The organism is Frateuria sp. Soil773 (assembly GCF_001428405.1).
In the GTDB taxonomy this organism is placed as follows: Bacteria; Pseudomonadota; Gammaproteobacteria; order Xanthomonadales; family Rhodanobacteraceae; genus LMSL01.
In genome coordinates, this window is record NZ_LMSL01000041.1 from 743,289 (window position 1) to 766,129 (window position 22,841).

Here is a 22,841-nt window from a genome sequence, read left to right on the forward strand (position 1 = left end):
CTCACTCCCCCCGCAACGCGCGCATCGGCGCGGCCCTGCCGGCCCGGAGGGCCGGCGCCATGCAGGCCAGCACGCCCGCCACGGCGAGCACGGCGCACGTGGCGAGGATCGACCACGGGTCGAACGCGCTGCGGCCCAGTTGCACCACCACGCCGCGCAGCACGCCCGAGCCGGCCGCGTCCAGCGCCATGCCCACCGCGAGGCCCAGCGCGATCTGCAGCAGGCCGCCGCGCAGCACCAGCAGCAACAGGCCGCGCGGCGCCGCGCCCAGCGCCGCGCGCACGCCGAATTCGCGCTCGCGCGCGGCCACCGCCACCGCCATCACCGCGTACATGCCCACGCCGGCGAGCAATAGCGCCAGGCCGCCGAGCAGGCCGACCAGCATCAGGTTGAACTGGGTGTCGGTGGTGGTGTCGCGCACGATGTAGGCCATGCTGAACACATGGTCGATGGGCTGGTCCGGCGCCACTTCGGCCACCGCCTGCCGGACGGCGTCGCGGTAGCCGTCCGGCTCGCCGCGCACCTTCAGGGCGTAGCGCAGGGGCTCGAAGCTGCGGAATATGCTCAGGTCGTCCTCGGGCATCTGCGCCAGCGGCAGGTACAGGATGGGCATCACCGAATCGGGATCTTCCGGCCCGAACTGGTAGGTGTCGGCCACCACGCCGACGATGCGCGCGGACACGATGTTGGTGCCCGTGCGCGGCCGCTGCAGCGCGTACTGCTGGATCGTCCGGCCCAGCGCGTTGCCGCCGTAGTAGGTGTCGGCGAACTTCCGGTTGACGATCGCCACGGCCTCGCTACCGCGCATGTCGCCTTGCGCGAACGGCCGCCCCTGCACCACGCGGACGCCGAACGTGGCGAAGTAATCCGGGTCCACGCCGCGGAACTGCTCGTTGAACTCCTCGCCGCCCGGCAGATGCAGGCCGCCCATGTTGAACTGCTCGCCGGTGGGCAGGTTGGTGCCGACCGTCGCCAGGCTCACTCCCGGTATCTGCCGCAGGCGCTCGACCAGGCGCTGCGACACCGACTGCACCGACGCCGCGTCCGGATAGGCCGCCTTGACCGGCGCCAGCTCGAAGGTGAGCACGCCGCGCGCGTCGTAGCCCAGGTCGATCCGGGATGCGGCCAGCAGGCTGTGCAGGAACACCCCCGCGCTGCACAGCAGCAGCGAGGCCAGCGCCACCTGCGCGACCACCAGCACCTTTCCCAGCAGGCCGCCGCGGCGGCCCAGCCCGCTGCGGCCGCCTTCGCGCAGGCTGTCCATCGACAAGGCCGTGCGGCCGCGCCACAGGCCGAGCACGGTGGCGACCAGCGCGCCGAACAGGCCGACAGCGACGGCCAGGCCCCAGGCGGGCCAGCCGAGGCTGAGCCCGCCGGCGCGCGTCCACTCCACCGCCATCCAGTCCGTCGGCATCCACGTGCGCAAGGCCCACAGCCCCAGCGCGGCCAGCGCCTGCCCGAACAGCACGCCGGCCACGCCGACCAGCACGCCCTCCGCCATCGACGGCAGCGCCACCCGCCAGGCCGGTGCGCCGAGCGCGCCGCGCACCGAGGCGTCGTGGCTGCGCCCTATCGCGCGCAGCATCATCAGGTTGGTGAGGTTGACCATCGCGATCAGCAGCAGCATCGCGGCGCAGGCCAGCCACATCAGCGAGGTCGCGCGCTGGCCCTGGTGCTGCTTCGCGCCGAAATCCTGCGCGCCGAAATGCTGGAGCCGCCAGAAGCCGCCGCCGTACCCGCTGCCACCCGGCGCGGCGTAGAAGGCGCGCAGGCGCGTGTCCACCTGCGCGCCCAGCGCCTGCGCCGTGGTGCCCGGCGCGAGCCGCGCCACCGCGACGTAGTTGGTGCCGTCGTCGCGCGAATGTTCGGGCAGCGCGGCCGGCAGCGCGATCGCGGCCTGGCCCAGGTCGAAGCCGGCCGGCAACACGCCGACGATGGCGTGCGCCACGCCCTCCACCTGCAAAGTCCGGCCGACCGCCGCCGGATCGCCGCCGAAGCGGCGCAGCCAGAAACCGTGGTACAGGATCACCGCCGGCGGTCCGTTCGGCCGGTCCTCCTGCTCGGTGAAATTGCGCCCCAGCGCGGGCTGCACGCGCAGCACGGACAGCAGGCCGCGGTCGATCTCCAGCGCCGGCACCTGCACCGGTTCGCCGTAGCCGGCGATGTTGGTGGCGGTCAGCCCGGTCTTGAAGGCGCCCAGGGAACCCGCGCCCGGCAGGCCGGCCAGTTGCTGGTACTGCTGCGGCGAGATGGCGCCGACGTCGCCCCGCTGCACCTGGCCCAGCGCCACCAGCCGGTGCGGCTCGGCATAAGGCAGGGGCCGCAGCAGCACGCCGTCGATCAGGGTGAACACCGCGCTGGCCGAACCCACGCCCAGCGCCAGCACGCCGGCCGCCAGCAGCAGGAAGCCGGGCCGGCGCAGGCTGGCGNAGGATTTCCGCAAGCCAGATGTTCATCTCTTCACTCCTTCCAAAGGTTGCGCCGCATGGCTTGGGTTACGGGTCGTCGCGCAGGGCGCGCATCGGAGGCACCCGCGCCGCGCGCACGGCGGGCAGCAGGCAGGCCAGCAGGCCGGCGGCCAGCAGCACCGCGCAGACGCCGAGCACGACGACCGGGTCGAACCCGTCGGCGCGGCCGAGCCAATCCATCAGCAGCCTCGACAGCGCGCGCGAGGCGAACAGCACCGCCCCGATCCCCAGCACCGTGCCGGCGGCGAGCTGCCGCAGGCCGCCGCGCAGCACCAGCCCGAGCAGCCGCAGCGGCGGCGCCCCCAGCGCCGTCCGCACGCCCAGCTCGCGCTCGCGGGATGCCACCGCCACGGCCATCACCGCGTACATCCCGGCACCGGCGAGCAGCAGCGCCAGCGTGGCGAACAGGCCGATCAGCCACAGGCTGAGGCGGGCGTTGCGCGTCGTCTCCCGCACGATGCTGTCCATCGGGCGCAGGTTGGCGATCGGCTGGCGCGGCGCGAACTCGGCCACCGCCGCGCGGACGGCCGCCTGCCACTGCGCCGGTTCGCCATGGCCGCGCACGGCGAAGCGCAGCGGCTCGAAGCCGCGGAACATCGCCATCAGCGGCGCCGGCACCTGCGCCAGCGGCACGTAGAGCACGCCCTGCTTCGGATACAGCGGGCCGTCCTGGTAGGTATCGCCGACCACGCCGACGATGCGCAGCATCCAGACCATGCCGTTGCCGCCGTCCACCTGCACCCGCTTGCCCAGCGCCTGGCCGCCGTCGATCTGCGCGGCGAGGTTGCGGCTGACCACGGCCACCAGTTCGTTGCCGCCGGTATCGCCGCGAACGAAGGTGCGCCCCTCGTGCAGCGGGATCGAGAACAGCCTGAAGAAACCGGGATCGACACCGTGGTACTGCACGTTGGTCTTGGCGCCGCCCGGCAGGCCGATGTCGGTGTTGAGCTGCCCGGACATGCCGACGCTGCTGGGCAGGTTGGTGGTCGCGGCGGCATCGGCGATGCCGGGCACGTCGCGCAACCGGCGCACCAGTCGGTCCGCCAGCGCCTCCACCGCGGCCGCATCCGGGTAGTCCGCCTGCACCGGCGCCAGCTCGAAGGTAAGGATGCCCCCGCCGAAGGGCATCGGCAGCCGCGAGGCGTCGTACAGCGCATGCATGAACAGGCCCGCCGCGGACAGCAGGACCGCCGCCAGCATCACCTGCGCCACCACCAGCACGCGCCCGAGCCGGCCGCTGCGCACGCCGATGCCGCTGCGGCCGCCTTCGCGCAGTTCCTCCAGCGCGCCCTTGCGCCGGCTGCGCCACACCGCCAGCAGCGCGGCCAGCGAAGCGCCGAGCAGGCTCGCGCCGAACGCCAGCAGCCACGCCGCCGCGCCGACCCGGATCCGGCCGTGCAACAGCCATTCGGAAGGAACGAACGCTTGCAGCCACGCCAGGCCCGCCATCGCCAGCAGCATGCCGAGCAAGGCGCCGCATCCACCGACCAGCAGCCCCTCGCCCAGCGCCGGCAGCACCAGCCGCAGCAGCGGCGCGCCCAGTGCGTTGCGCACCGCGGCGTCGTGGCTGCGCGCCAGCGCGCGCAGCAGCATCAGGTTGGTCAGGTTCACCAGCGCGATCAGCAGCACGAAGCCGCCGCTGGCCAGGAACAGCATCAGGGTCGAGCGCGCTTCCTGGTGTTTCCAGGAAGCGAAATCCTTCGCGCCGAAACGCTCCCCCTGCTGGTCCTGGCCCATCGACCGGTACATCTCCTTCAGCCGCGTGTCGATCTGGGCCGACACCCCCGCCATGCCGGTGCCGCCGTCCAGGCGCGCGACGCCGAAATAGTTGGCCGCGTCCTGCCGGCTGTCGGCCGGCAGGGCCAGCGGCAGCACCACGTCGCCCGCGCCCGCCACGGCCCGGAAATCGGGCGGCAGCACGCCAACGACGGTGTGCTCGACGCTTTCGATCGACAGGCTGCGCCCGATCACGCCGGGGTCCCTGCCGTAGTGGCGCTGCCAGAATCCGTAGCCGAGCAGCACCGCCGGAGGCCCGCCCGGCCGGTCCTCGTCGGCGCTGAAGTTGCGGCCCAGCACCGGCCGCAGGCCGAGCGTGGGCAGCAGCCCGCGGTCGGCATGCACTGCCGGCACCTGCTCCGCCGCGCCGGCCTCGGTGACGTTCGCCACCACGTCGACCTGGTAGATGCCCACCGAGCGGACGCCGTCCAGCGACGCCAGGCGCCGGTACTGCAGCGGCGAGGTGAAACGCACCTGGTCGCCCTGCATCCGGCCGATCGCGGCCAGTTGCGCGGGCTGCGGCACCGGCAGCGGGCGCAGCAGCGTGGCGTCGATCAGCGCGAACACCGCCGTGCTGGCGCCCACGCCCAGCGCCAGCACGCCGGCCGCCAGCAGCAGGAAGCCGGGCCGGCGCAGGCTGGCGNCAGATCTCGGCGAGCCAGACCTTGACCGGCGCGACGTTCACGCACCCACCTCGATGCGCTGGCCGATCAGCGCGTCCAACCGCTGCTCGTCCTCGCGGCGCAGGCGGTCGAAGGTTTCCTCGTCCACCACGCGGCCGTCGAACAGGCGCACCTTGCGCTGCGCCAGTTCGGCGTAGCGCGCGTCGTGGGTGACCATGCAGATGGTGGCGCCGCCCTTGTGCAGCTCGTCGAGCAGGGCCATCACCGCCTCGCCGTTGCGCGAGTCGAGGTTGCCGGTGGGCTCGTCCGCCAGCAGGATCGCCGGCTTGCCGACCAGCGCGCGCGCCACCGCCACGCGCTGCTGCTGGCCGCCGGAAAGCTGCGCCGGGTAGTGGCGCATGCGGTGCGCCATGCCGACCCGCTCCAGCGCCTCGTGCACGCGCGCGCGGCGCTCGCCGGCATCGATGCCGCTGCGGTAGGTCAGCGGCAGCTCCACGTTCTCCTGCACGGTGAGGTCGCCGATCAGGTTGAACGCCTGGAAGATGAAGCCGATCTCGGCATTGCGGATGCGCGCGCGCTCGGCCGCGCCGAGCCCGGCGACGTCGTGCCCGTTCAGCACGTAGCTGCCGCTGCTGGCAGTGTCGAGCAGGCCGAGGATCGACAGCAGGGTGGTCTTGCCGCAGCCGGACGGGCCGGAGATCGAAACGTATTCGCCGCGGCGGATGTCCAGGTGCACGTCGCTGAGCGCATGCGTCTCCACCTCGTCGGCCTGGAAGACCTTGCGGATGTCGCGGAGGGTGATCACGGCGGTCGTGTCGTTCATGGGTTCGTCCAGGGTTGGAGGTTTGTCGGTGGCTGGCGTGCGGGCTGTCGGGTCGTCGGTCCGGCGGGGATCGAGGGTTCGTCGGTCGCGCCGGCTGGCCCGGACGTCATTCCGGCGCAGGCCGGAATCCAGCGGCCCTGGGCTACGCGAAGGCGCTGGATCCCAGCCTTCGCTGGGATGACGGGTCGAGGGCGACGGGACTTCCTGGGAACGCTCGGCATTGGAGGTTCGGTCACGCCCACCGCACCACCCCGCCCAGCCGTCATTCCGGCGAAGGCCGGAATCCAGCGCCTCGGGATCGTGCGAAGGCGCAGGAATAGCGGATACAGGCGTGGTCGAGCGACAAGGCGCATAGGTCACTTCATCCTGATCCGGTCGTATTTGTCCCACTGGCTGGTGTCCGACAGGATCACCTGGTCGCCCGGCTTCAGGCCGCGCGTCACTTCCACGCGGTCCACCGAGGCGGCGCCGATGTGCACCGGCACGCGGGTCGCGGTGTCGCCGGAGGGGTCGAGGCGGAACAGGCCGATGTCGCCGTCCGGCTTGGCGAGCGCAGGGCGCCCCACCGACAGCACGTTGTCCAGCTTCGCGATGCGGATGCGCCCGTCGACGGAAAGGTCCGGGCGCGCGCCCGGCGGCAGCGTGCCGGCGAGGTCCACGTCCACCTGCACGCTGCCGTTGCGCACCGCCGGGTCGATCCGCTCGACCTTGCCGGCCACCGTGCCGTTGTGCGTGTCCACGGTCACCGGCATGCCCATGGCGACGTCCTTGGCCTGCACCTCCGGCACCTGCAGCCGCGCGATCAGCACGTCGGGCCGCGCCACCCGCGCCAGGTTGGCGCCGTCGGCCACCTGGGCGCCTTCCTGCACCGCCACTTCCTGCAGCACGCCGGCGATGCCGGCCTTCACGTCCAGCGCGTCGGCCTGGCGCTGGCGCAACTGCAGGTTGCTGCGCTGCTGCTGCAGCTTGGCCTGCACCGCGTCCATCTGCGCCTTCATGCTGCCGGCGAACGCGGCCACGCGCTGCTGTTCGATCTGCATGCGCTGTTCGAGCTGCTTCAGGGCGATCTGGCCCTGCTCGTACTGCACGCGCGCGATCAACTGCTTTTCCATCGCCTTGGCGTCGGCGGTCGCCTTGACCTTGGCCGAAGCGTAGTCGGACTGCGCCTGGGCTTCCGCCGAGCGCTCGTCCAGCAGTTGCGACTGCAGCTCGGCGCGCTTGGCGGCGACCTCGGCCTCGGCCGCGGCCACCTGGGCCTGCGCGTTGCGCAGGCTGTCCTCGACTTCAGGGTTGGACAGCCGCATCAGCACGGTGTCCGGCGCCACCTGCGTGCCGGGCCACACCAGGATCTGCTCCACCTGCGCGGCGGTCGCGGCGGCCAGCCAGCGGCTGGAACGCGGCACCAGGGTGCCGGTGGCGCGCACTTCGTGCAGCATGTCGCCGCGCTGCACGCGGTCGATCCACACGCTGCCGCGCTCGACCTCCGGCAGGGCCGGGCCCAGCCGCCACAGCAGCACCGCCAGCAGCACGACCGCCAGCGCGCCGCCGCCCGCCAGCCACTGCATGCGGCGGCGCCGGCGGATCTTCAACATCGGGTTCGCGATATCCATGCGACGGTATTGGCAACTCGCGTGCCAACCGCGGCCCCATCGGCAAACCCCGTCCAATCAACGATTTATGCAAGACGCCTGTGCGGCGGCCGGGGCGCGGCCGTCCGCTTCCGGATACCGGCATCCGCGACCGGACAGTGCGCCCGCCGCCACGGCGCGCCTGCGCCTCAGTGCGCCTGCGCCTCTTTCGTGCGCGCCACGCCGGCCTGCATGATCCGGTCGGTCCAGGCGATGCCGATCGCCGAGGCGATGAACACCACGTGGATGATGGTCTGCCACATCACGCCCACCGAGGTCAGGGTGGAGCATTTCAGCGCCGCGCCGGCGTTGACGTTCTCGGCGGCGATCGTCGCCAGCACCTCGGGCGAGCAGAACGGCAGCCCCTGCAGCGCGCCCGAGGCGATGAAGGTCTTGAGCAGGTGGATCGAGGAGATGCCGATGATCGCCATCGCCAGCTTCACCTTGAGCACCGAGGCGTTCACGTGGCTCAGCCACTCGGGCTGGTCGGGATGGTCCTGCAGGCCCAGCCGCGAGACGAAGGTCTCGTAGCCGCCCACGATCACCATGATCAGCAGGTTGGAGATCATCACCACGTCGATCAGGCCGAGCACGATCAGCATGATCTCCTGCTCGCCCAGGTGCGGCGCCTCGTGGATCAGGTGCCACAGCTCCTTGCCGAACAAAAACACGTAGACGCACTGCGCCACGATCAGCCCGACGTAGAGCGGCAACTGCAGCCAGCGCGAGCTGAAGATCAGCCACGACAGCGGTCTGAGGCGCGGGAGGGCGGGAGACGACATGGAAGCGGTCCTGGGCATGGGCGGATCGGCCGAGCCTACCGGCCCGCGGTTTCGCCGCCAAGCGCGGCAAGTTGCCTCACCCGGTGTTCTGCAATCCCTGCGAAACCCCGTTGACGCAGGCCACCAGCGCGCGCAGCAGCGCGTCGTCCTCGCCGCCGCTGGCGCGCCAGCGGCGCAGCAGGTCCACCTGCAGCAGGCTCATCGGATCGACGTAGGGATTGCGCAGGCGGATCGACACCGCCAGCCGTGGGTTGTCCGCCAGCAGCGGCGCGCCGCCCTTGAGCCGCTGCAGCCAGTCGCGGGTGCGCGCGAACTCCTCCCTCACCAGGGCGAAGAACGGCTCGTGCAGCGGCCCGGCCAGTTGCGAGAACGCCTCGGCGATGTCCAGGTCGCACTTGGCCAGCACCATCGCCACGTCGTCGAGCAGGTTGCTGAAGAACGGCCAGTCGCGCGCCATCTCCGCCAGCGCGTCCTCGCCGAAGCGCGCGGCGCCCTGCTCCAGCGCCGAGCCCAGGCCGTACCAGCCGGTGATGATCGAGCGGCACTGGGTCCAGGCGAACACCCAAGGGATCGCGCGCAGGTCCTGCACGCCGCGCATGCTGCGGCGGCGCGACGGGCGCGAGCCCAGGGTCATCCGCTCGATCACGTCGATCGGCGTGGCTTCGCGGAAGTACTCGATGAAACCCTCGCGCTCGACGAAGGCGCGGTAGGCCCGGCGGCTGTCCGCCGCCAGCGCGTTCATGCACTCGCGCCAGCGCTCCTCGCGCGGCTCGTGCCCGCGCGGGCGCAGGCTGGCGCGCAGCACCGCGCCCACGGTCTGCTCCAGGTTGCGCAGCGCCAGCGCGCGGATGCCGTACTTGCGGTGGATCACCTCGCCCTGCTCGGTGACCCGCAGCACGCCGGCCACCGAACCGCGCGGCGAGGACATCAGCGCCGGCGTGATGCGCGCGCCGCCGCGGCTGGCCGAACCGCCGCGGCCGTGGAAGAAGGCGAGGCGGATGCCGGCCTCGCCCGCCACTTCCAGCAGTTCCACCTGGGCGCGCTGCAGGCCCCAGCGCGAGGCCAGCGTACCGCCGTCCTTGCCGCTGTCGGAATAGCCGAGCATCACCCATTGCCGGTCGCCGCGCGCGGCCAGGTGCCGGCGGTAGACCGGGTCGTCGAGCAGGGCGCGCAGGGTGGCCGGCGCGCTCTTGAGGTCGTCGACGGTCTCGAACAGCGGCGCGATGTCGAGGGGAACGTCGCCCTCTTCCACCAGGCCGCCGTAGCGCGCCAGCGCCAGCACCGCCAGCACGTCGGCGGCCGAGCGCGCCATGCTGATGATGTACAGGCCCAGCGCCTCCCTGCCGTAGCGGCGGCGCGCGTCGCCGAGGGTGGCGAACACGTCGTACAGCGACCGGACCGCGTCGGCATGGCCGATCGCGAAGCGCGCGCTGCCGCCGGCGTATTCGCGCAGCCGCGGCACGCGCTCGTCGGCGCCGCGGCCGCTCCAGTCCGGGTCGTCCAGCAGTGCGGCCAGCGCGTCGTCGTGCGCCCGCGAGTCCTGCCGAACGTCGAGCCGCGCCAGGTGGAAGCCGAACGTGCGCACCCGCCAGACCAGCCGCTGCACCGCGTAGACGCCGGCATGCAGGCCGCGGTGGTCGAGCAGGCTGCCGGCGATCAGTTGCAGGTCGCCCAGGAACGCCTCGGCCGTTGCGTAGCCTTCGGCGTGCCCTTCCTCCAGCGTCGCTTCCAGCCGCGCGCCGATCATGATGAGCAGGCTGCGGTAGGGCATGTCCGCATGCCGCGGGCGGATCTTCCGCGCCGCCTGCGGGAAGCGCTGGCGGTAGTCGGCCAGGCGCGCCTGGAGCCGCGCGTCGATGGCGACGCGGCCCTCGGTCTGGCTGAGCAGGCGCGCCAGCGCGGCCACGTCGGCCACGTAGTGCTCGATCACGTGCGCGCGCTGGGTGGCCAGGCTGGCGGCGATGGTCTCGGCGCCGACGTTGGGGTTGCCGTCCATGTCGCCGCCGACCCAGGTGGCGAAGCCGAGCAGGCGCGGCAGCGGCGCGGCCACGCCGTAGACCTGCCGCAGCGCATCGGCCAGCGCCTCGTACAGCGCCGGCACGATGCGGTAGATCGGGTTGGCGAGGTAGAAGCCGACGTGGTGGTGCTCGTCCTGCACGGTGGGCTGCACCGGCGAGGCTTCGGCGGTCTGCCAGCCGGAGGACAGCGCCATGTAGATGCGGTCCTGGTCCTCGCCGCGCTCCTGCGGGGTGCGGCCCGGGTCGAAGTTGTCGACCAGGGCGCGCACGATCGCCTGCTCCTTCTCCAGCAGCGAGCGCCGCACCGCCTCGGTCGGATGGGCGGTGAACACCGGCTCCACCTGCAGCCGCTCCAGCCAGCCCAGCAGTTCGCCGGCCTCCACGCCCTGCGCCTTCAGGCCGGCCAGCACGTCGAGCAGGGATTCCGGCTGCGGCGCGTGCGCTTCGCGCTGGTAGTCGCGCCGGCGCCGGATGCGGTGCACGCGCTCGGCGATGTTGACCGCCTGGAAGTAGGTGGCGAACGCCCGCGCCACCGCCTCGGCGTGCGACGGCGCCTGGCCGCGCAGGAGCGCGGCCAGCGCGGACAGCGGCTCGTCCTGCTGGCGGCGCGCGATCGCGGTGGTGCGCACGCGCTCAATCTCGTCGAAGAACCCGGGCGAGACCTGCTCGGCGAGCATGTTGCCGACCAGGGCGCCGAGCTGGCGCACGTCGTCGCGCAGGGGGGCGTCGGTATCGGTGGCGACGGGTCCGGGGGAAGGCTGGTTCATCGCGCGGATCGCTGGCTGGCCGGGAGAGTCCCTGAGACTACCTGAAAGGCAGTCCTCTTTTGCACTGCAGCATCCCATGGCGACGATGGCGAAGGCGGACGCCTTCGCCATCGTGCCGATGCCCGGCCCGGCTGCCGCCGGGCCGGGCACGGTTCAGAACGCCAGGCTCCACTGGTCGAGGTAGCCGGTGTCGCCCGAATACACGTCGTCCACCTTCAACGTCCAGTCGCCGTTCGCCGGCATGGCCGAGGCGTCGACGGTGTAGCTGGTGTCGAGGCCGGCACTGCCGTCCCGGCCGTCCGGGTTCTTGAGCACCCGGGTGGCGCCGTCGGGGCCGGCCAGGGTCAGCCGCAGGTCGCCCGCGTAGCTGTGCACCACTTTCACCGCCACCTTCAGCGCCGCCGGTGCGTTGCCGCTGCGGCCGCTGACGGAGACGGTGCTGGTGGCGCTGCCGCCGTCGGGAATGGCCAGGTCGTCGGTATTGCCGAAGACGCCCCCGGTCGATGGCGTGCCGGTGTTCCAGCTCGCCTTCAGGCTGACGCCGGCATAGGCCGCGTAGGCGTCCAGCATGACGTGGTAGACGCCGGCCCTGGGCACCGCCACCGTGCAGCTTTCGCTGTTGCCGTTCCTGTACGGGCGGCAATCGTAGCTGCTGCGGGTCGGCGCGCTGCCGAAGCGGGTGTACAGGTCCACGTCGCCGGTGCCGCCCGAGGTCGAGATCACCAGGTTGCTGGCGCCGGCCGGGATGGTCACCGTATAGGCCGCCTGGCTCTTTGCCGCGGCGCCCAGGCCGGTCAGAGGCACGCCATTCTGCAGCGCGTTGCCGTTGTCGCCGCCCGGCGGGTCGGTGTCGCCGTCGCCGCTCACGTCGCCCAGTTCCACCGCGAAGCTCAGCGCGAGGCGTGCGAACTTCAGCGCATGGTCGGCCTGGTTGCCGGAGTTGGCGTAGGTGTCGTTGCTGGAGTGGATGTAGGGGCTGTACTCGTGCATCGCCGATTCGAACGGCATCGACGTGGGATAGCCCTGGCTGTTCCACGAGGCATGGTCGGAACAGCCGTAGCCGCAGCGGTCGTGCAGCACCTTCAGCGCGGGCTGGTAGGTGTTGGCGAGGTTCTCGACGAACTGGTTCTGCTGCGCGTCGGTGTAGTCGTCCATCAGGTAGATGTCGCCGGCCGAGCCCTTGTAGTTGGTCATGTCCAGTTGCAGCATGCCGACCACGTCGACGTTGCGGCTGGCGTAGTCGGTGGCGATGTAGTTGGAGCCGTACAGGCCGAACTCCTCGCCGGAGTACGCCATCAACTGGATCGTGCGCTGCGGCTTGTAGCCGCTGGCCAGCATCACGCGCAGCGCCTCGGTGAGGCTGGCCACGCCGGACGCGTCGTCGTCGGCGCCCGGGGCGCGCAGGCTCGCGTGCCGCGGGTCGTTGGTGCCGGTGGCGTCCTGCCAGTCCACCGTGTCCAGGTGCGCACCCAGCACCAGCACCTGGTCGGGATGCTCGTTGCCCTTGATGGTCAGCACCACCGAAGGCTGCTTGTCGGTGCCGCGGCGCACCTGCTCGACGCCGATGTCCGCGCGGCTGCCGGCCATGCCTTGCCATTTGTCGCGCAGCCAGTCCGCAGCCTGCGCGCCGTAGTCGCCGTTGTAGTAGCGGTTCTGGAACGCGGACAGGTCCTGGATGGTCTGCGCGATGCCAACGGCCGTGGCCTGGCCCAGCATCGGCTGCAGCAAGGCGTTGTGGGTGATCCGGTAGTCCGGCCGGGTGAACGCGGCCATCGCGCCCTGCGGCTGCAAGGCGGCCTGGGCCGCCTGCAGCGAGTCGTAGGTGACGTAGCCCGCGCAGTGGTGCTGCACCTGGTGCACGCGTTTCCCCAGCGCACCCAGCACGCTGCGGTCCACCTGCACGATGTGCACCTTGTCCATGGTGCTCTGCCCGCCCGCGCCGATGCCGTTGGGCACGTAGCGGCTCTCCAGACTGTGCGCGGACGGGTCGATCTGGCCGAGCAGCGCATACGTGCGCTGGTCGAGCGTGATCCATACCTTCCCCGATGCGGTGGGCGTCGACGCCTGTGCGCCGACGGCCAGCAGCAACCCTCCCAAAGCTACGGCATGTCTTGCTCTCATGATGACCTTTCCTGGTGACGTGGATGCTCCATGCACGGCTCCCCCACCCTGCACGCGTAGTGCCGGCGCCCCCTTCGACGACGCGCGTCAACTTGCTGAGGCCCACTGAAATTGACAAGGACCCGTGCCGGCCGGATGCCCCGGTCTGTGCGCGCGTCGCGGAATCCTCGTCCGGACCGCGAACCCGGTCACACCGCCATGGCCCGGCCCGGCAGCCGCGGCGGGCGGTGCCCGGCGCCCGCCGCGGGACGCCTTGCGGGCCGGCGGGTATACTTGCCGGTCTCCGTCGAGGGGCGCTGCGACCGTGGATGCACGGCCAGGCTCGGCGGAACGACCCTGCAACGGCGCTCGATGGTTTTGCGCGAATCCATTCGCGGGAGGTCCACCCATCCGGGCCTGGACACCCAACCCGCGGATCGCCTCGCCTATGACTCTGGAGAAACCTGGATGAACGCCGTTACCAAAGAAGCCAGCCACCACGACTACAAGATCCGCGACATCTCGCTGGCCGACTTCGGCCGCAAGGAACTGGACATCGCCGAGCACGAGATGCCGGGACTGATGTCGATCCGCCGCAAGTACGCGCCGCAGGCCCCGCTCAAGGGCGTGCGCGTGACCGGCTCGCTGCACATGACGATCCAGACCGCGGTGCTGATCGAGACGCTCAAGGACATCGGCGCCGACGTGCGCTGGGCCTCGTGCAACATCTTCTCGACCCAGGATCATGCCGCCGCCGCGATCGCCGCCACCGGCACCCCGGTGTTCGCCTGGAAAGGCGAGACGCTGGAGGAATACTGGGACTGCACGCTCGACGCGCTGAGCTTCCCCGACGGCAAGGGCGGCTTCCTCGGCCCCCAGCTCGTGGTGGACGACGGCGGCGACGTGACGCTCCTGATCCACAAGGGCTACGAGCTGGAAAAGGGCGACGAGAGCTGGGTCAACAGCGCCTCCGGCAGCCATGAGGAGCAGGTCATCAAGAACCTGCTCAAGCGCGTCGCCAAGGAGCGCCCGGGCTACTGGACCCGCGTCGTCGCCGACTGGAAGGGCGTGTCCGAGGAAACCACCACCGGCGTGCACCGCCTCTACCAGCTCGCCGAGGCCGGCAAGCTGCTGGTGCCGGCGATCAACGTCAACGACTCGGTCACCAAGAGCAAGTTCGACAACCTGTACGGCTGCCGCGAGTCGCTGGCCGACGGCCTCAAGCGCGCGATGGACGTGATGCTGGCCGGCAAGCTGGCCGTGGTCTGCGGCTACGGCGACGTCGGCAAGGGCTGCGCGCACTCGCTGCGCGCCTATGGCGCGCGCGTGGTGGTCACCGAGATCGACCCGATCAACGCCCTGCAGGCGGCGATGGAAGGCTTCGAGGTCAACACCATCGAGAGCACCCTGGGCCGCGGCGACGTCTACGTCACCACCACCGGCAACAAGGACGTGATCCGCCTGGAGCACATGCAGGCGATGAAGGACCAGGCCATCGTCTGCAACATCGGCCACTTCGACAACGAGATCCAGGTCGACGCGCTGAACGGCTCCGGCGCCGAGCGCCTCAACATCAAGCCGCAGGTGGACAAGTACACCTTCAAGGACGGCCGCGCGATCTTCCTGCTCGCCGAGGGCCGCCTGGTGAACCTGGGCTGCGCCACCGGCCACCCCAGCTTCGTGATGAGCAACAGCTTCTCCAACCAGACGCTGGCGCAGATCGACCTGTGGGCGAACAAGGACAGCTACGCCGGCAAGGTCTACATCCTGCCCAAGAAGCTCGACGAGGAAGTCGCGCGCCTGCACCTGGAAAAGATCGGCGTGAAGCTCACCACGCTCACTCCCGAGCAGGCCGCCTACCTCGGCGTGCCGGTGGAAGGCCCGTACAAGCCGGACCACTACCGCTACTGAGCGGCACCGAGCACCTCGAAATCGCGATGGTGGAACGGGCGCTTCGGCGCCCGTTTTTTTTGGCCGGCGCCCACCACGGCACGCGGCGGGGAACGCCCTCTTAGAGCCTGCTCAAAGTCTCCAGGCATCCCCTACGGGGCGTCATCCCAGCGGCTTTCGACGGGGTCAAGCCGGGATCCCGTGCCTCCAGGTTTTGCGGAAGGGGAAAGTCGCTGGATGACCAGCCCTTCGGCTGTCGAAAAGCGCCTCCTGCCTTCGCAGGAAGGGCGAGCGGGGAACGTGAGGGAATGCCAGTCAGATAGAGAGATTTTGAACAGGCTCTTAAACCTTCGCCGGGCGCCGCGCATCCCAGGCGGACAACCTGACGGGGGGGGATTTCCATGCACCACGCGATCGCATTGCTTGCTGCGCTGTTGATGGCCGCCCCTTCCGCCGCCCGGGCCTCCGGGCATCCCTCGCCCGCTCCGCTGACCAGGGACACGGTGGTGATGGACATCCCACTCGACGGCCCGGCCGGCCCGCTGCACGTCACGCTGGGCCAGATGATGTCGGCATTGCACGTGCCGGGCGTGAGCGTGGCGATCATCGATGACTACCGCATCGCCTGGGCCGGCGGCGTCGGCGCCACGGCCGAACGGAACGGCCATCCCGTCGACGCGGACACGCTGTTCCAGGCCGCCTCGATCAGCAAGCCGGTGACGGCGACCGGCGCGCTGTGGCTGGTCAGCCAAGGCAGGCTCGATCTCGACCAGGACGTGAATGCGCGCCTGGTGCGATGGAAGGTACCGGCCAACGATTTCACAAAAAAGGAAAAAGTCACGCTGCGCCGCCTGCTCAGCCACAGCGCCGGCATCAACGTGCACGGCTTCGCCGGCTACGAGCGCGGCAAGCCGCTGCCCACGCTGGTGCAGATCCTCGACGGCAAGCCACCCGCCAACAACCCGCCGATCCGCGTAACGATGACGCCGGGCAGCACGTGCAGCTACTCCGGCGGCGGCTACGTCATCACGCGGGCCCTGCTGGAGGACGCGACGCACCGGGCCTTCGCCGACTTCATGCAGCAACGCGTGCTGGAGCCCATCGGCATGACGCGCAGCAGCTTCCGCACCGAACTGACGCCGGCGCAGGCGAAAAACGCAGCCGCGGGTACGAGTTCCACCGGCGTGCCGCTACCGGGCCAGTGGCATCTGTATCCGGAACTGGCGCCCGACAGCCTGTGGACGACGCCCACGGATCTGGCGCGGTTCGCCATCGAGATCGCCAAGTCGGCGCACGGCAAGGCCAACCGGGTGCTGCCGCAGCCATGGGTGAAGGAGATGCTCAAGCGGCAATGCGAAGGCAACGGCGACCGCATGGGCCTGGGCTTCGGCCTGCGCTGGGAGCAGGCGCCGGGCCTGTTCGTCCATCCCGGAGCAAACGATGGTTTCCAGTCCATCCTGCTGATGGACGCGGACACCGGAAAAGGCATGGCGGCAATGGGCAACTCCGATGCGTTCGACGGCATCGGCGACGCGATCTCGCGCACGGTGGCGCGCGAGTACGGCTGGAACACCAAACCCATCGACCAGAACCTGGGCGATGCGATGCTGGTGCTGGCCGAAGTGAAGGGCGTGGATGCGGCGCTCGCGTTCTACCGCCAGCGCAAGGCCGACGACTTTGCCGGCTACAGCCATGGGCCGGCCACCCTCAATCTGCTCGGCTACCGGCAGATGGCGCGCCACGACACGGCCGGTGCGATCCGCGCGTTCGAACTGAACGTGCAGGCATTCCCCGGGAACGCCAACGCCTACGACAGCCTGGGCGAGGCCTATATGGCCGCCGGCGAACGCGAGCGGGCCATCCGCAGCTACGAGCAATCCCTCAAGCTCGACCCGGCCAACCCTAACGCGGTGAAACGCCTCGACGTCCTCCGCCGGCAGAGCCAGCCAACTGATCGTTGAGTGGTAATCCCTTGCACTTTCTTTCCAATCAAAGCGACTCCGAGGTCAAGGGAAATATGCGACTCCTCCTTAGTGCCTGTTCAAAATCTTTTAAGTAGGAGGGCAAGGAACGCCAAGTGGATGAATTGCAAGCTGGTGTGGAGCCTGCGCTCGCAGTTCTTCCATAGCCTTCGGTGCCACGTAACCCCAGTCCTTCGCGTAGCTCGTTACGGTGAGCCTCGAGCTTCGATACGCCAATGGAAACGGGCGCCTTAAGGCGCCCGTTTCCATTGGCGAGCCGCGACCATTCGCCTACCCGCGACCGGCAGCCGGATCAGAGCGCCATCTGCTCGCGGAACTCCCTCGCCTGCCGTCGCGATACCTCGACCTCGTTGCCGTCCTTCAGGGTCAGCACGTAGCCGTCGGCCACCGACGGCTCGACCGCGCGCACCATGCGCAGGTTGACCAGGGTGTTGCGGTTGGCGCGGAAGAACAGCGCCGGGTCCAGCCGCGATTCCAGGGCGCTCAGGCTGCGCGCCAGCATCACGCACTGGTCGCGGAACCACACCCGCGCGTAGTTGCCGTCCACCGCGATGCGCTGGATCTCGCCCAGCGTCACGAACCAGCAGCGTTCGCCGTCGCGCAGGAACACGCGGTCGTCCGCGCCGAGCATCCCGCGCGCGGGCGGCGCCTCGGTGCGCAGCGCCATACCCTGCGCGCGCGCCAGCGCCGCGCGCAGGCGCTCGGGCGCCACCGGCTTGACCAGATAGTCCAGCGCGTTGGCCTCGAAGGCGCGCAGCGCGTACTGGTCGTAGGCGGTGGTGAACACCACGGCCGGCGCCGGGTCCAGCCCGTCCAGCACGTCGAAGCCGCTGCCGGAGGGCATCTGGATGTCCAGCAGCACCAGGTCCGGCCGCAGCGAGGCGATCGCCGCGCGCGCGGCGGGCACGTCGTCGGCCTCGCCCACGCACTCGGCCTCGGGCATCTGCGCCAGCATGGTGCGCAGTTCCTGCCGCGCCAGCCGGGCGTCGTCCACGATCAGGATGCGCAGGCTCATTGCGCGATCTCCAGGCAGGCGACGACGCGGCCGGCGTCCTCGCGCAGCTCGAACCGGCCCGGCGGCTCGGCGCGGGCGATGTGCGCGCGCAGGTAGGCCAGGCCCACGCCGTGACCGCCGCTGCCCGCGCCGAGCCGGCCCGGGTTCTCCACTTCCACGCGCAGGCGGTTGCCGGCCAGCCGCGCGCGCAGCACCAGCTCGCCGCCGCCGGGGGTCACCGCGATGCCGTGGCGGATCGCGTTCTCCACGAGCAGTTGCAGCGCCATCGGCGGCAGCCGCGCGTCCATCGCTTCCGCGGCGAGGTCGCGGCGCACGCGCAGGCGCTGCTCGTAGTGCACGCCTTCCACCGCGAGATAGTCGTCCACCACCTGCAGCTCGTCGGCCAGCCGCACCCATTCGCGGTCGTCCCGCTCCAGCGCGTGGCGCAGGGTGTTGGACAGCCGGGTGACCATCTCGCGGGCGCGCTCGGCGTCCTCGTTGATGAGCGCGCGCAGGTTGTTGAGCGCGTTGAACACGAAGTGCGGGTTGAGCCGGGCGCGCAGCGCGTCGCGCTCCAGCGCATTGCGCTCGGCCTCGGCGCGCAGCCGTGCGATCTCGCTATGGCGCGCCCGCTCCAGCGCCCGGCCGCTGGCCCAGCCGGCGGTCCACAGCCCCAGCATCACGGCGGTGTTGATCCAGTAGACCAGGACCGCGCCCGGGCGGTAGTCGATCCGCCCGTTGGGCATCGCCACCCAGCCCAGCCGCACCGCCGGCACCAGCACCAGCGCCACCAGCACCTGCACCAGCAGCGCGCCCAGCAGCACGGCGGCCAGCAGGCGCAGCGCCTGGCGGGTGCCGTCCAGTTGCAGCCAGCCCCGCCGCAGCGCCAGTGCGCGCAGCCCGCCCGAACCGAGGTAGAGGCCGCACGCCACCAGGACGCCGAGCAGCAATGCACCCGAGCGCCCCTGCGCGAAACTCATGCCGAACAGCGCGCTGAAGGCCAGGTACAGCGACCACGGCACTAGGTTGATCCACCAGAACCACCGCCCCTGCCGCCTGTGCGCCATTACCTGTCCTCCTCCCCTGGCCGCCGCTCAATGCGCGGCTGCCGCCCCATCCACGATGAACCCGCGCAACTGCGACTGCAGCCACTTCGCATCGTCCCACATCAGGAAATGGTAGCCGGCCTCGCTCAGCGCGATATGCACGCCCGCGAGCTTGGCGTACTGGCCCTGGAACACCTGGGTGGTCGAGGCCTTGGTCGCGCCGTAGGGCGCATAGCCCGCCCACGAGCCCAGCACCAGGGTCGGCGCACGGATCGCCCCGAGCGCGGGACGCAGGTCGGTGGTCATCATCTCGTACATCGCCTGCGCGGTGGTGGCGCGGTCGCTGGCCGCGCTCCAGCGGGCGACCTCGGCCACGCGGGCGGCGTCGTGCACCATGCCGCGCGCGGCCGCCTCGGCCTGGGCGCGGTAGGCCGCGTCGTCGGCCTTCAGCAACTGCTCGCGCACGCCCGCCGCGACCGGCTGCATGCCTGCGCCGGTGGCGGCCGGGTTCTGCACCGCCGGCAGGAACGGCAACGCGTCGATGATCGCCAGCTTGCCGATCGCCTTCGGCTGCGCGATGGCCATCTTCAGCGCGACGATGCCGCCGAGGCTGTGGCCCACCACCACCGGATGCGCCAGGTGGCGGTCGCGGATGTAATCGAGCAGGCCGCGGCTCATCTCGTCCAGGTAGGCCTTGCTCGCCACCGCCGGCTGCCCGGCAAAGCCCGGCAACTGCACCAGATGGCATTGCACGTGGCTGGCCTGCAGCGCGGCGCAGGTGTCGCGCCAGGTGTCGGCGCCGCTGTTGAGGCCGGGGATGAACAGCACCGGGGTGCCGCTGCCGACCACCTGCACGGCGATGCCGTGGCCTGCCGTGGCGGCGTGCGCCGGGGCCGGGGCCTCCGCGGCATGTGCGTCGACGGCGGCGTAGCCGGCCGCGCCGATGGCCAGGGCGAGCGCGGCGATGCGGACGCCGCGGCGGATACGGGACAGGGTGGTGTTCATCGGGTGCCTCCTTGGTGTCGGTGAGTGGGCACAGCGTGCCGCCGCGCCGCCATCGCGGGAGGAAAAACATGACAAGCGGCCGCGGCAGCGGGCGAACGGCCCGCGCACCGGCCGAGCGGTGTCCGTTGCAGAGCCGGATTCACATATCGCTTTATCGCGATGAACGCATATAATCGCTGAGGACGCTCACCAGGAACCCCGCCATGCCGGCGATCAGCTTCGAATTCTTCCCGCCCAAGACCGACGAACAACGCGCGCAACTGGACCGCACGGCGCAGTTGCTGAAGCCGCACGCGCCCGACTACGCCTCGGTGACCTTCGGCGCGGGCGGCTCCACCCTGAGCTACACCGGCGACACCGTGGCGCGCCTGCACCAGCGGCACGGCCTGAACGTGGCGCCGCACCTGTCGTGCATGGGCGGCACGCGCGCGGAGATCACCGAACTGCTCGACGGCTACCGCGCCGCCGGCTACCGCCGCATCGTCGCGCTGCGCGGCGACATGCCTTCCGGCATGGCCAGCGCCGGCGACTTCCGCTACGCCGCCGAACTGGTGCGCTTCATCCGCGAGCACTCGGGCAGCCATTTCCACGTCGAGGTCGCCGCCTACCCGGAGACCCACCCGCAGGCCGACGACGCGCTGGCGGACCTGCGCCACTTCAAGGCCAAGGTCGACGCCGGCGCGAACGGCGCGATCACCCAGTACTTCTTCAATCCCGACGCCTATTTCCGTTTCGTGGACGACGCGCAGCGGCTGGGCGTGGACGTGCCGATCGTGCCGGGCATCATGCCGATCGCCAACTACAGCCAGCTCAAGCGTTTCTCGGACATGTGCGGCGCGGAGATCCCGCGCTGGATCGCCAAGCGCATGCAGGCCCACGGCGACGACGCCGACGCGATCCGCGCGCTCGGCGCCGAGGTGGTGGCGCAGATGTGCCGTCGCCTGCTGCAGGGCGGCGCGCCGGGTCTGCACTTCTACACCTTGAACCGCGCCCGCGCGACGCAGGCGGTGCTGGAGCAGTTGCACTGACCGGCCGCCGCGCCGCCGGCTATGCTGGGCGGATGCGATGGCTCCCCACGATCTGCCTGCTGCTGCCGTTGGCGCCGGCCCTGGCGCAGAACCCCATCCACCGCTGCATCGGCGCGGACGGCAACCCGGTGTTCACCGACCGGGTCTGCAGCGACGTGCAGGCCACGCCGACGCGGCCGGCGGCCTCGCCGGCCGCGACTACCGCCCCCGCCATCGGCGAACCGCCTCCGATCCTGTGCGCCGCCGACCTGGCCGAGCTCAAGCAGGGCGTGGTCGACGCCTTCGCCACGCGCGACGCGAACCGCCTGGCCGGCCTGATGCTGTGGGGCGGCTACGGCCGCCGCGCCGTCGTGGCCGACATCGGCTCGCTGCGCGAGTTGATGCAACGCCCGCTGCTGGACGTTGCCGAAACCGCGCCGGACGCCGCACCGGACGACAGCGGCTTCGCGGACGGCCCGGCCCCGCCCGGCACGGCCGCGGCACCGGCCACTGGCGCCACCCGCGCCCTGGTGCTGCGCACGGCCGCCGACGACGGCACCGGCGTGGCGCGGGAGGCCCGCTACGCCATCGTGCGCAGCGCCGGCTGCCTGTGGCTGCGCCCGGCCGGCTGAAGCCCGGCCCGCGCCAGCGGTTATCATAGGCCGGTTATTCAGGAGAACCGCGATGGCGCAGCAGTACCCCGAGTGGATCTGGCAGAACGGCCAGATCAAACCCTGGCAAGAAGCCACCACCCACGTCATGTCGCACGCACTGCACTACGGCTCGTCGGTGTTCGAAGGCATCCGCAGCTACGCCACGCCCGACGGCGCGGCGATCTTCCGCCTCACCGACCACCTGCACCGCCTGTACCAGTCGGCCCGCATCTACGACATGGTGCTGCCGTACACCCAGGACGAACTGGCCGACGCCTGCCGCGCGGTGATCCGCAAGAACAACCTGGGCGCCTCGTACCTGCGCCCGGTCGCCTACCGCGGCCTGGGCGGCTTCGGCCTGTCCGCGGAAACGCCGATCGACGTCGCCGTGGCGGCCTGGCCGATGGGCCCGTACCTGGGGCCGGAGGCGCTGGAGAACGGCATCACCGCCTGCGTGTCGAGCTGGCAGCGGTTCGCGCCCAACACCATCCCGGCCGGCGCCAAGGCGGGCGGCAACTACCTCTCCGGCCAACTGATCGCGCGCGAAGCGCGTCGCCTCGGCTTCGGCGAGGGCATCGCCCTGGCCTCCACCGGCCTGCTCAGCGAAGGCGCGGGCGAGAACCTGTTCCTGGTCTTCGACGGCGCGCTGCACACCACCCCGGCCAGCGCCTCGATCCTCGCCGGCATCACCCGCAACACGCTGGTCACCCTGGCGCGCGAGGAAGGCATCGAGGTGATCGAGCGCGACCTGCCGCGCGAATACCTGTACCTGGCCGACGAAGTCCTGATGTGCGGCACCGCCGCCGAGGTCACCCCGATCCGCGCGATCGACGGCAAGCAGATCGGCAACGGCACCGCCGGCCGGGTGACCCGCCGCCTGCAGGAACTGTTCTTCGGCCTGTTCGACGGCCGCACGCACGACAAGTGGGGCTGGCTGGAACCGGTCTGATCCGGCACCGCCCGACCGGACGCCACCTGCAAGCCGAAAACGCCCCGCGATGCGGGGCGTTTTCTTGTGGCCGATACCCATGGAAGCGGTTTCAGTCCCGATACCTCGTCGCCTCACTTTCGAACGACCCGCTCCAGACCACCCTGTCTCGTCATCCCAGCGAAAGCTGGGATCCAGTGACTTCGGATCACTGAAGCGCTGGAGCTGAAAGACCAAGGCGCTGGATTCCAGCTTTCGCTGGAATGACGGCGTGGCTGGTACCGCAGTGCGGCACCTTTGGCTTCCCTGGAAGAGCCGCCGCGACTGAAGAGGCCTCGAACATCGTCGCCT

15 protein-coding genes, 1 pseudogene and 1 riboswitch are annotated in these 22,841 nt (G+C 70.9%); of the genes and pseudogenes, 5 read left to right on the forward strand and 11 right to left on the reverse strand.

The genetic code is table 11. The annotated features are described in order from the left end of the window. Position 1: 1 nt before the first annotated feature. The 7 genes from ASG87_RS18885 to ASG87_RS18915 all read right to left on the reverse strand — a co-directional run bounded on the left by ASG87_RS18885 (position 2) and on the right by ASG87_RS18915 (position 13,006). Positions 2-2,386 carry an ABC transporter permease gene (locus ASG87_RS18885; RefSeq protein WP_326937911.1) on the reverse strand — a complete coding sequence of 795 codons (2,385 nt, stop codon included), beginning with the start codon at positions 2,384-2,386 and terminating at the stop codon, positions 2-4. Positions 2,387-2,495: 109 nt separating this feature from the next. Next, complete coding sequence (locus tag ASG87_RS18890) at positions 2,496-4,844, reverse strand: ABC transporter permease (protein WP_326937912.1); 2,349 nt, start codon at positions 4,842-4,844, stop codon at positions 2,496-2,498. Positions 4,845-4,925: 81 nt separating this feature from the next. After that, positions 4,926-5,690 (reverse strand): ABC transporter ATP-binding protein, encoded by a 765-nt coding sequence (locus ASG87_RS18895; RefSeq protein ID WP_056008927.1) that lies wholly within the window; start codon positions 5,688-5,690, stop codon positions 4,926-4,928. A 356-nt stretch (positions 5,691-6,046) separates the two neighbouring features. After that, positions 6,047-7,282 (reverse strand): HlyD family efflux transporter periplasmic adaptor subunit, encoded by a 1,236-nt coding sequence (locus ASG87_RS18900; RefSeq protein WP_235499689.1) that lies wholly within the window; start codon positions 7,280-7,282, stop codon positions 6,047-6,049. A gap of 185 nt (positions 7,283-7,467) precedes the next feature. After that, positions 7,468-8,100, reverse strand: a complete 633-nt coding sequence (locus ASG87_RS18905) for a TIGR00645 family protein (RefSeq protein ID WP_056008933.1) — start codon at positions 8,098-8,100, stop codon at positions 7,468-7,470. A 76-nt stretch (positions 8,101-8,176) separates the two neighbouring features. After that, positions 8,177-10,885, reverse strand: coding sequence for a phosphoenolpyruvate carboxylase (gene ppc, locus ASG87_RS18910; protein WP_056008936.1), 2,709 nt, complete (start codon positions 10,883-10,885; stop codon positions 8,177-8,179). A gap of 153 nt (positions 10,886-11,038) precedes the next feature. Continuing rightward, positions 11,039-13,006: a M20/M25/M40 family metallo-hydrolase gene (locus ASG87_RS18915; RefSeq protein WP_082583077.1), complete on the reverse strand. Its 1,968-nt coding sequence runs from the start codon at positions 13,004-13,006 to the stop codon at positions 11,039-11,041. Positions 13,007-13,288: 282 nt separating this feature from the next. Continuing rightward, positions 13,289-13,363, forward strand: a riboswitch (S-adenosyl-L-homocysteine riboswitch). Between the two features lie 90 nt (positions 13,364-13,453). On the opposite strand from ASG87_RS18915, the gene ahcY reads away from it, so the two are divergent. Then, complete coding sequence (gene ahcY / locus ASG87_RS18920) at positions 13,454-14,896, forward strand: adenosylhomocysteinase (RefSeq protein ID WP_056008940.1); 1,443 nt, start codon at positions 13,454-13,456, stop codon at positions 14,894-14,896. 380 nt (positions 14,897-15,276) lie between these two features. Beyond that, positions 15,277-16,836 carry a serine hydrolase domain-containing protein gene (locus tag ASG87_RS18925; protein ID WP_082583078.1) on the forward strand — a complete coding sequence of 520 codons (1,560 nt, stop codon included), beginning with the start codon at positions 15,277-15,279 and terminating at the stop codon, positions 16,834-16,836. An 80-nt stretch (positions 16,837-16,916) separates the two neighbouring features. Here ASG87_RS18925 and ASG87_RS20365 read toward each other — a convergent pair. From ASG87_RS20365 to ASG87_RS18940, 4 genes and pseudogenes are all read right to left on the reverse strand, one after another. Then, positions 16,917-17,012: pseudogene (locus ASG87_RS20365) on the reverse strand (IS5/IS1182 family transposase); the annotation flags it as partial. A gap of 137 nt (positions 17,013-17,149) precedes the next feature. After that, on the reverse strand, positions 17,150-17,872 hold the full coding sequence (locus tag ASG87_RS18930; protein WP_056008946.1) for a LytTR family DNA-binding domain-containing protein: 723 nt from the start codon (positions 17,870-17,872) through the stop codon (positions 17,150-17,152). Further along, positions 17,869-18,918 (reverse strand): histidine kinase, encoded by a 1,050-nt coding sequence (locus ASG87_RS18935; protein WP_056008949.1) that lies wholly within the window; start codon positions 18,916-18,918, stop codon positions 17,869-17,871. The genes ASG87_RS18930 and ASG87_RS18935 overlap by 4 nt, the downstream gene beginning before the upstream one ends. A gap of 27 nt (positions 18,919-18,945) precedes the next feature. After that, positions 18,946-19,902, reverse strand: coding sequence for an alpha/beta hydrolase (locus tag ASG87_RS18940; protein WP_056008952.1), 957 nt, complete (start codon positions 19,900-19,902; stop codon positions 18,946-18,948). 203 nt (positions 19,903-20,105) lie between these two features. Between ASG87_RS18940 and metF the strand changes: the two genes are divergently transcribed. The 3 genes from metF to ASG87_RS18955 are packed head-to-tail and all read left to right on the forward strand — an operon-like array spanning position 20,106 to position 22,511. Then, positions 20,106-20,930 (forward strand): methylenetetrahydrofolate reductase [NAD(P)H], encoded by an 825-nt coding sequence (gene metF / locus ASG87_RS18945; protein WP_056008955.1) that lies wholly within the window; start codon positions 20,106-20,108, stop codon positions 20,928-20,930. Positions 20,931-20,962: 32 nt separating this feature from the next. Further along, the gene (locus tag ASG87_RS18950) at positions 20,963-21,541 is read left to right on the forward strand and encodes a DUF4124 domain-containing protein (protein ID WP_056008958.1); all 579 of its coding nucleotides are present in this window, start codon (positions 20,963-20,965) and stop codon (positions 21,539-21,541) included. A 52-nt stretch (positions 21,542-21,593) separates the two neighbouring features. Further along, positions 21,594-22,511 carry a branched-chain amino acid transaminase gene (locus ASG87_RS18955; RefSeq protein WP_056008961.1) on the forward strand — a complete coding sequence of 306 codons (918 nt, stop codon included), beginning with the start codon at positions 21,594-21,596 and terminating at the stop codon, positions 22,509-22,511. The last annotated feature ends 330 nt before the right edge of the window (positions 22,512-22,841 follow it).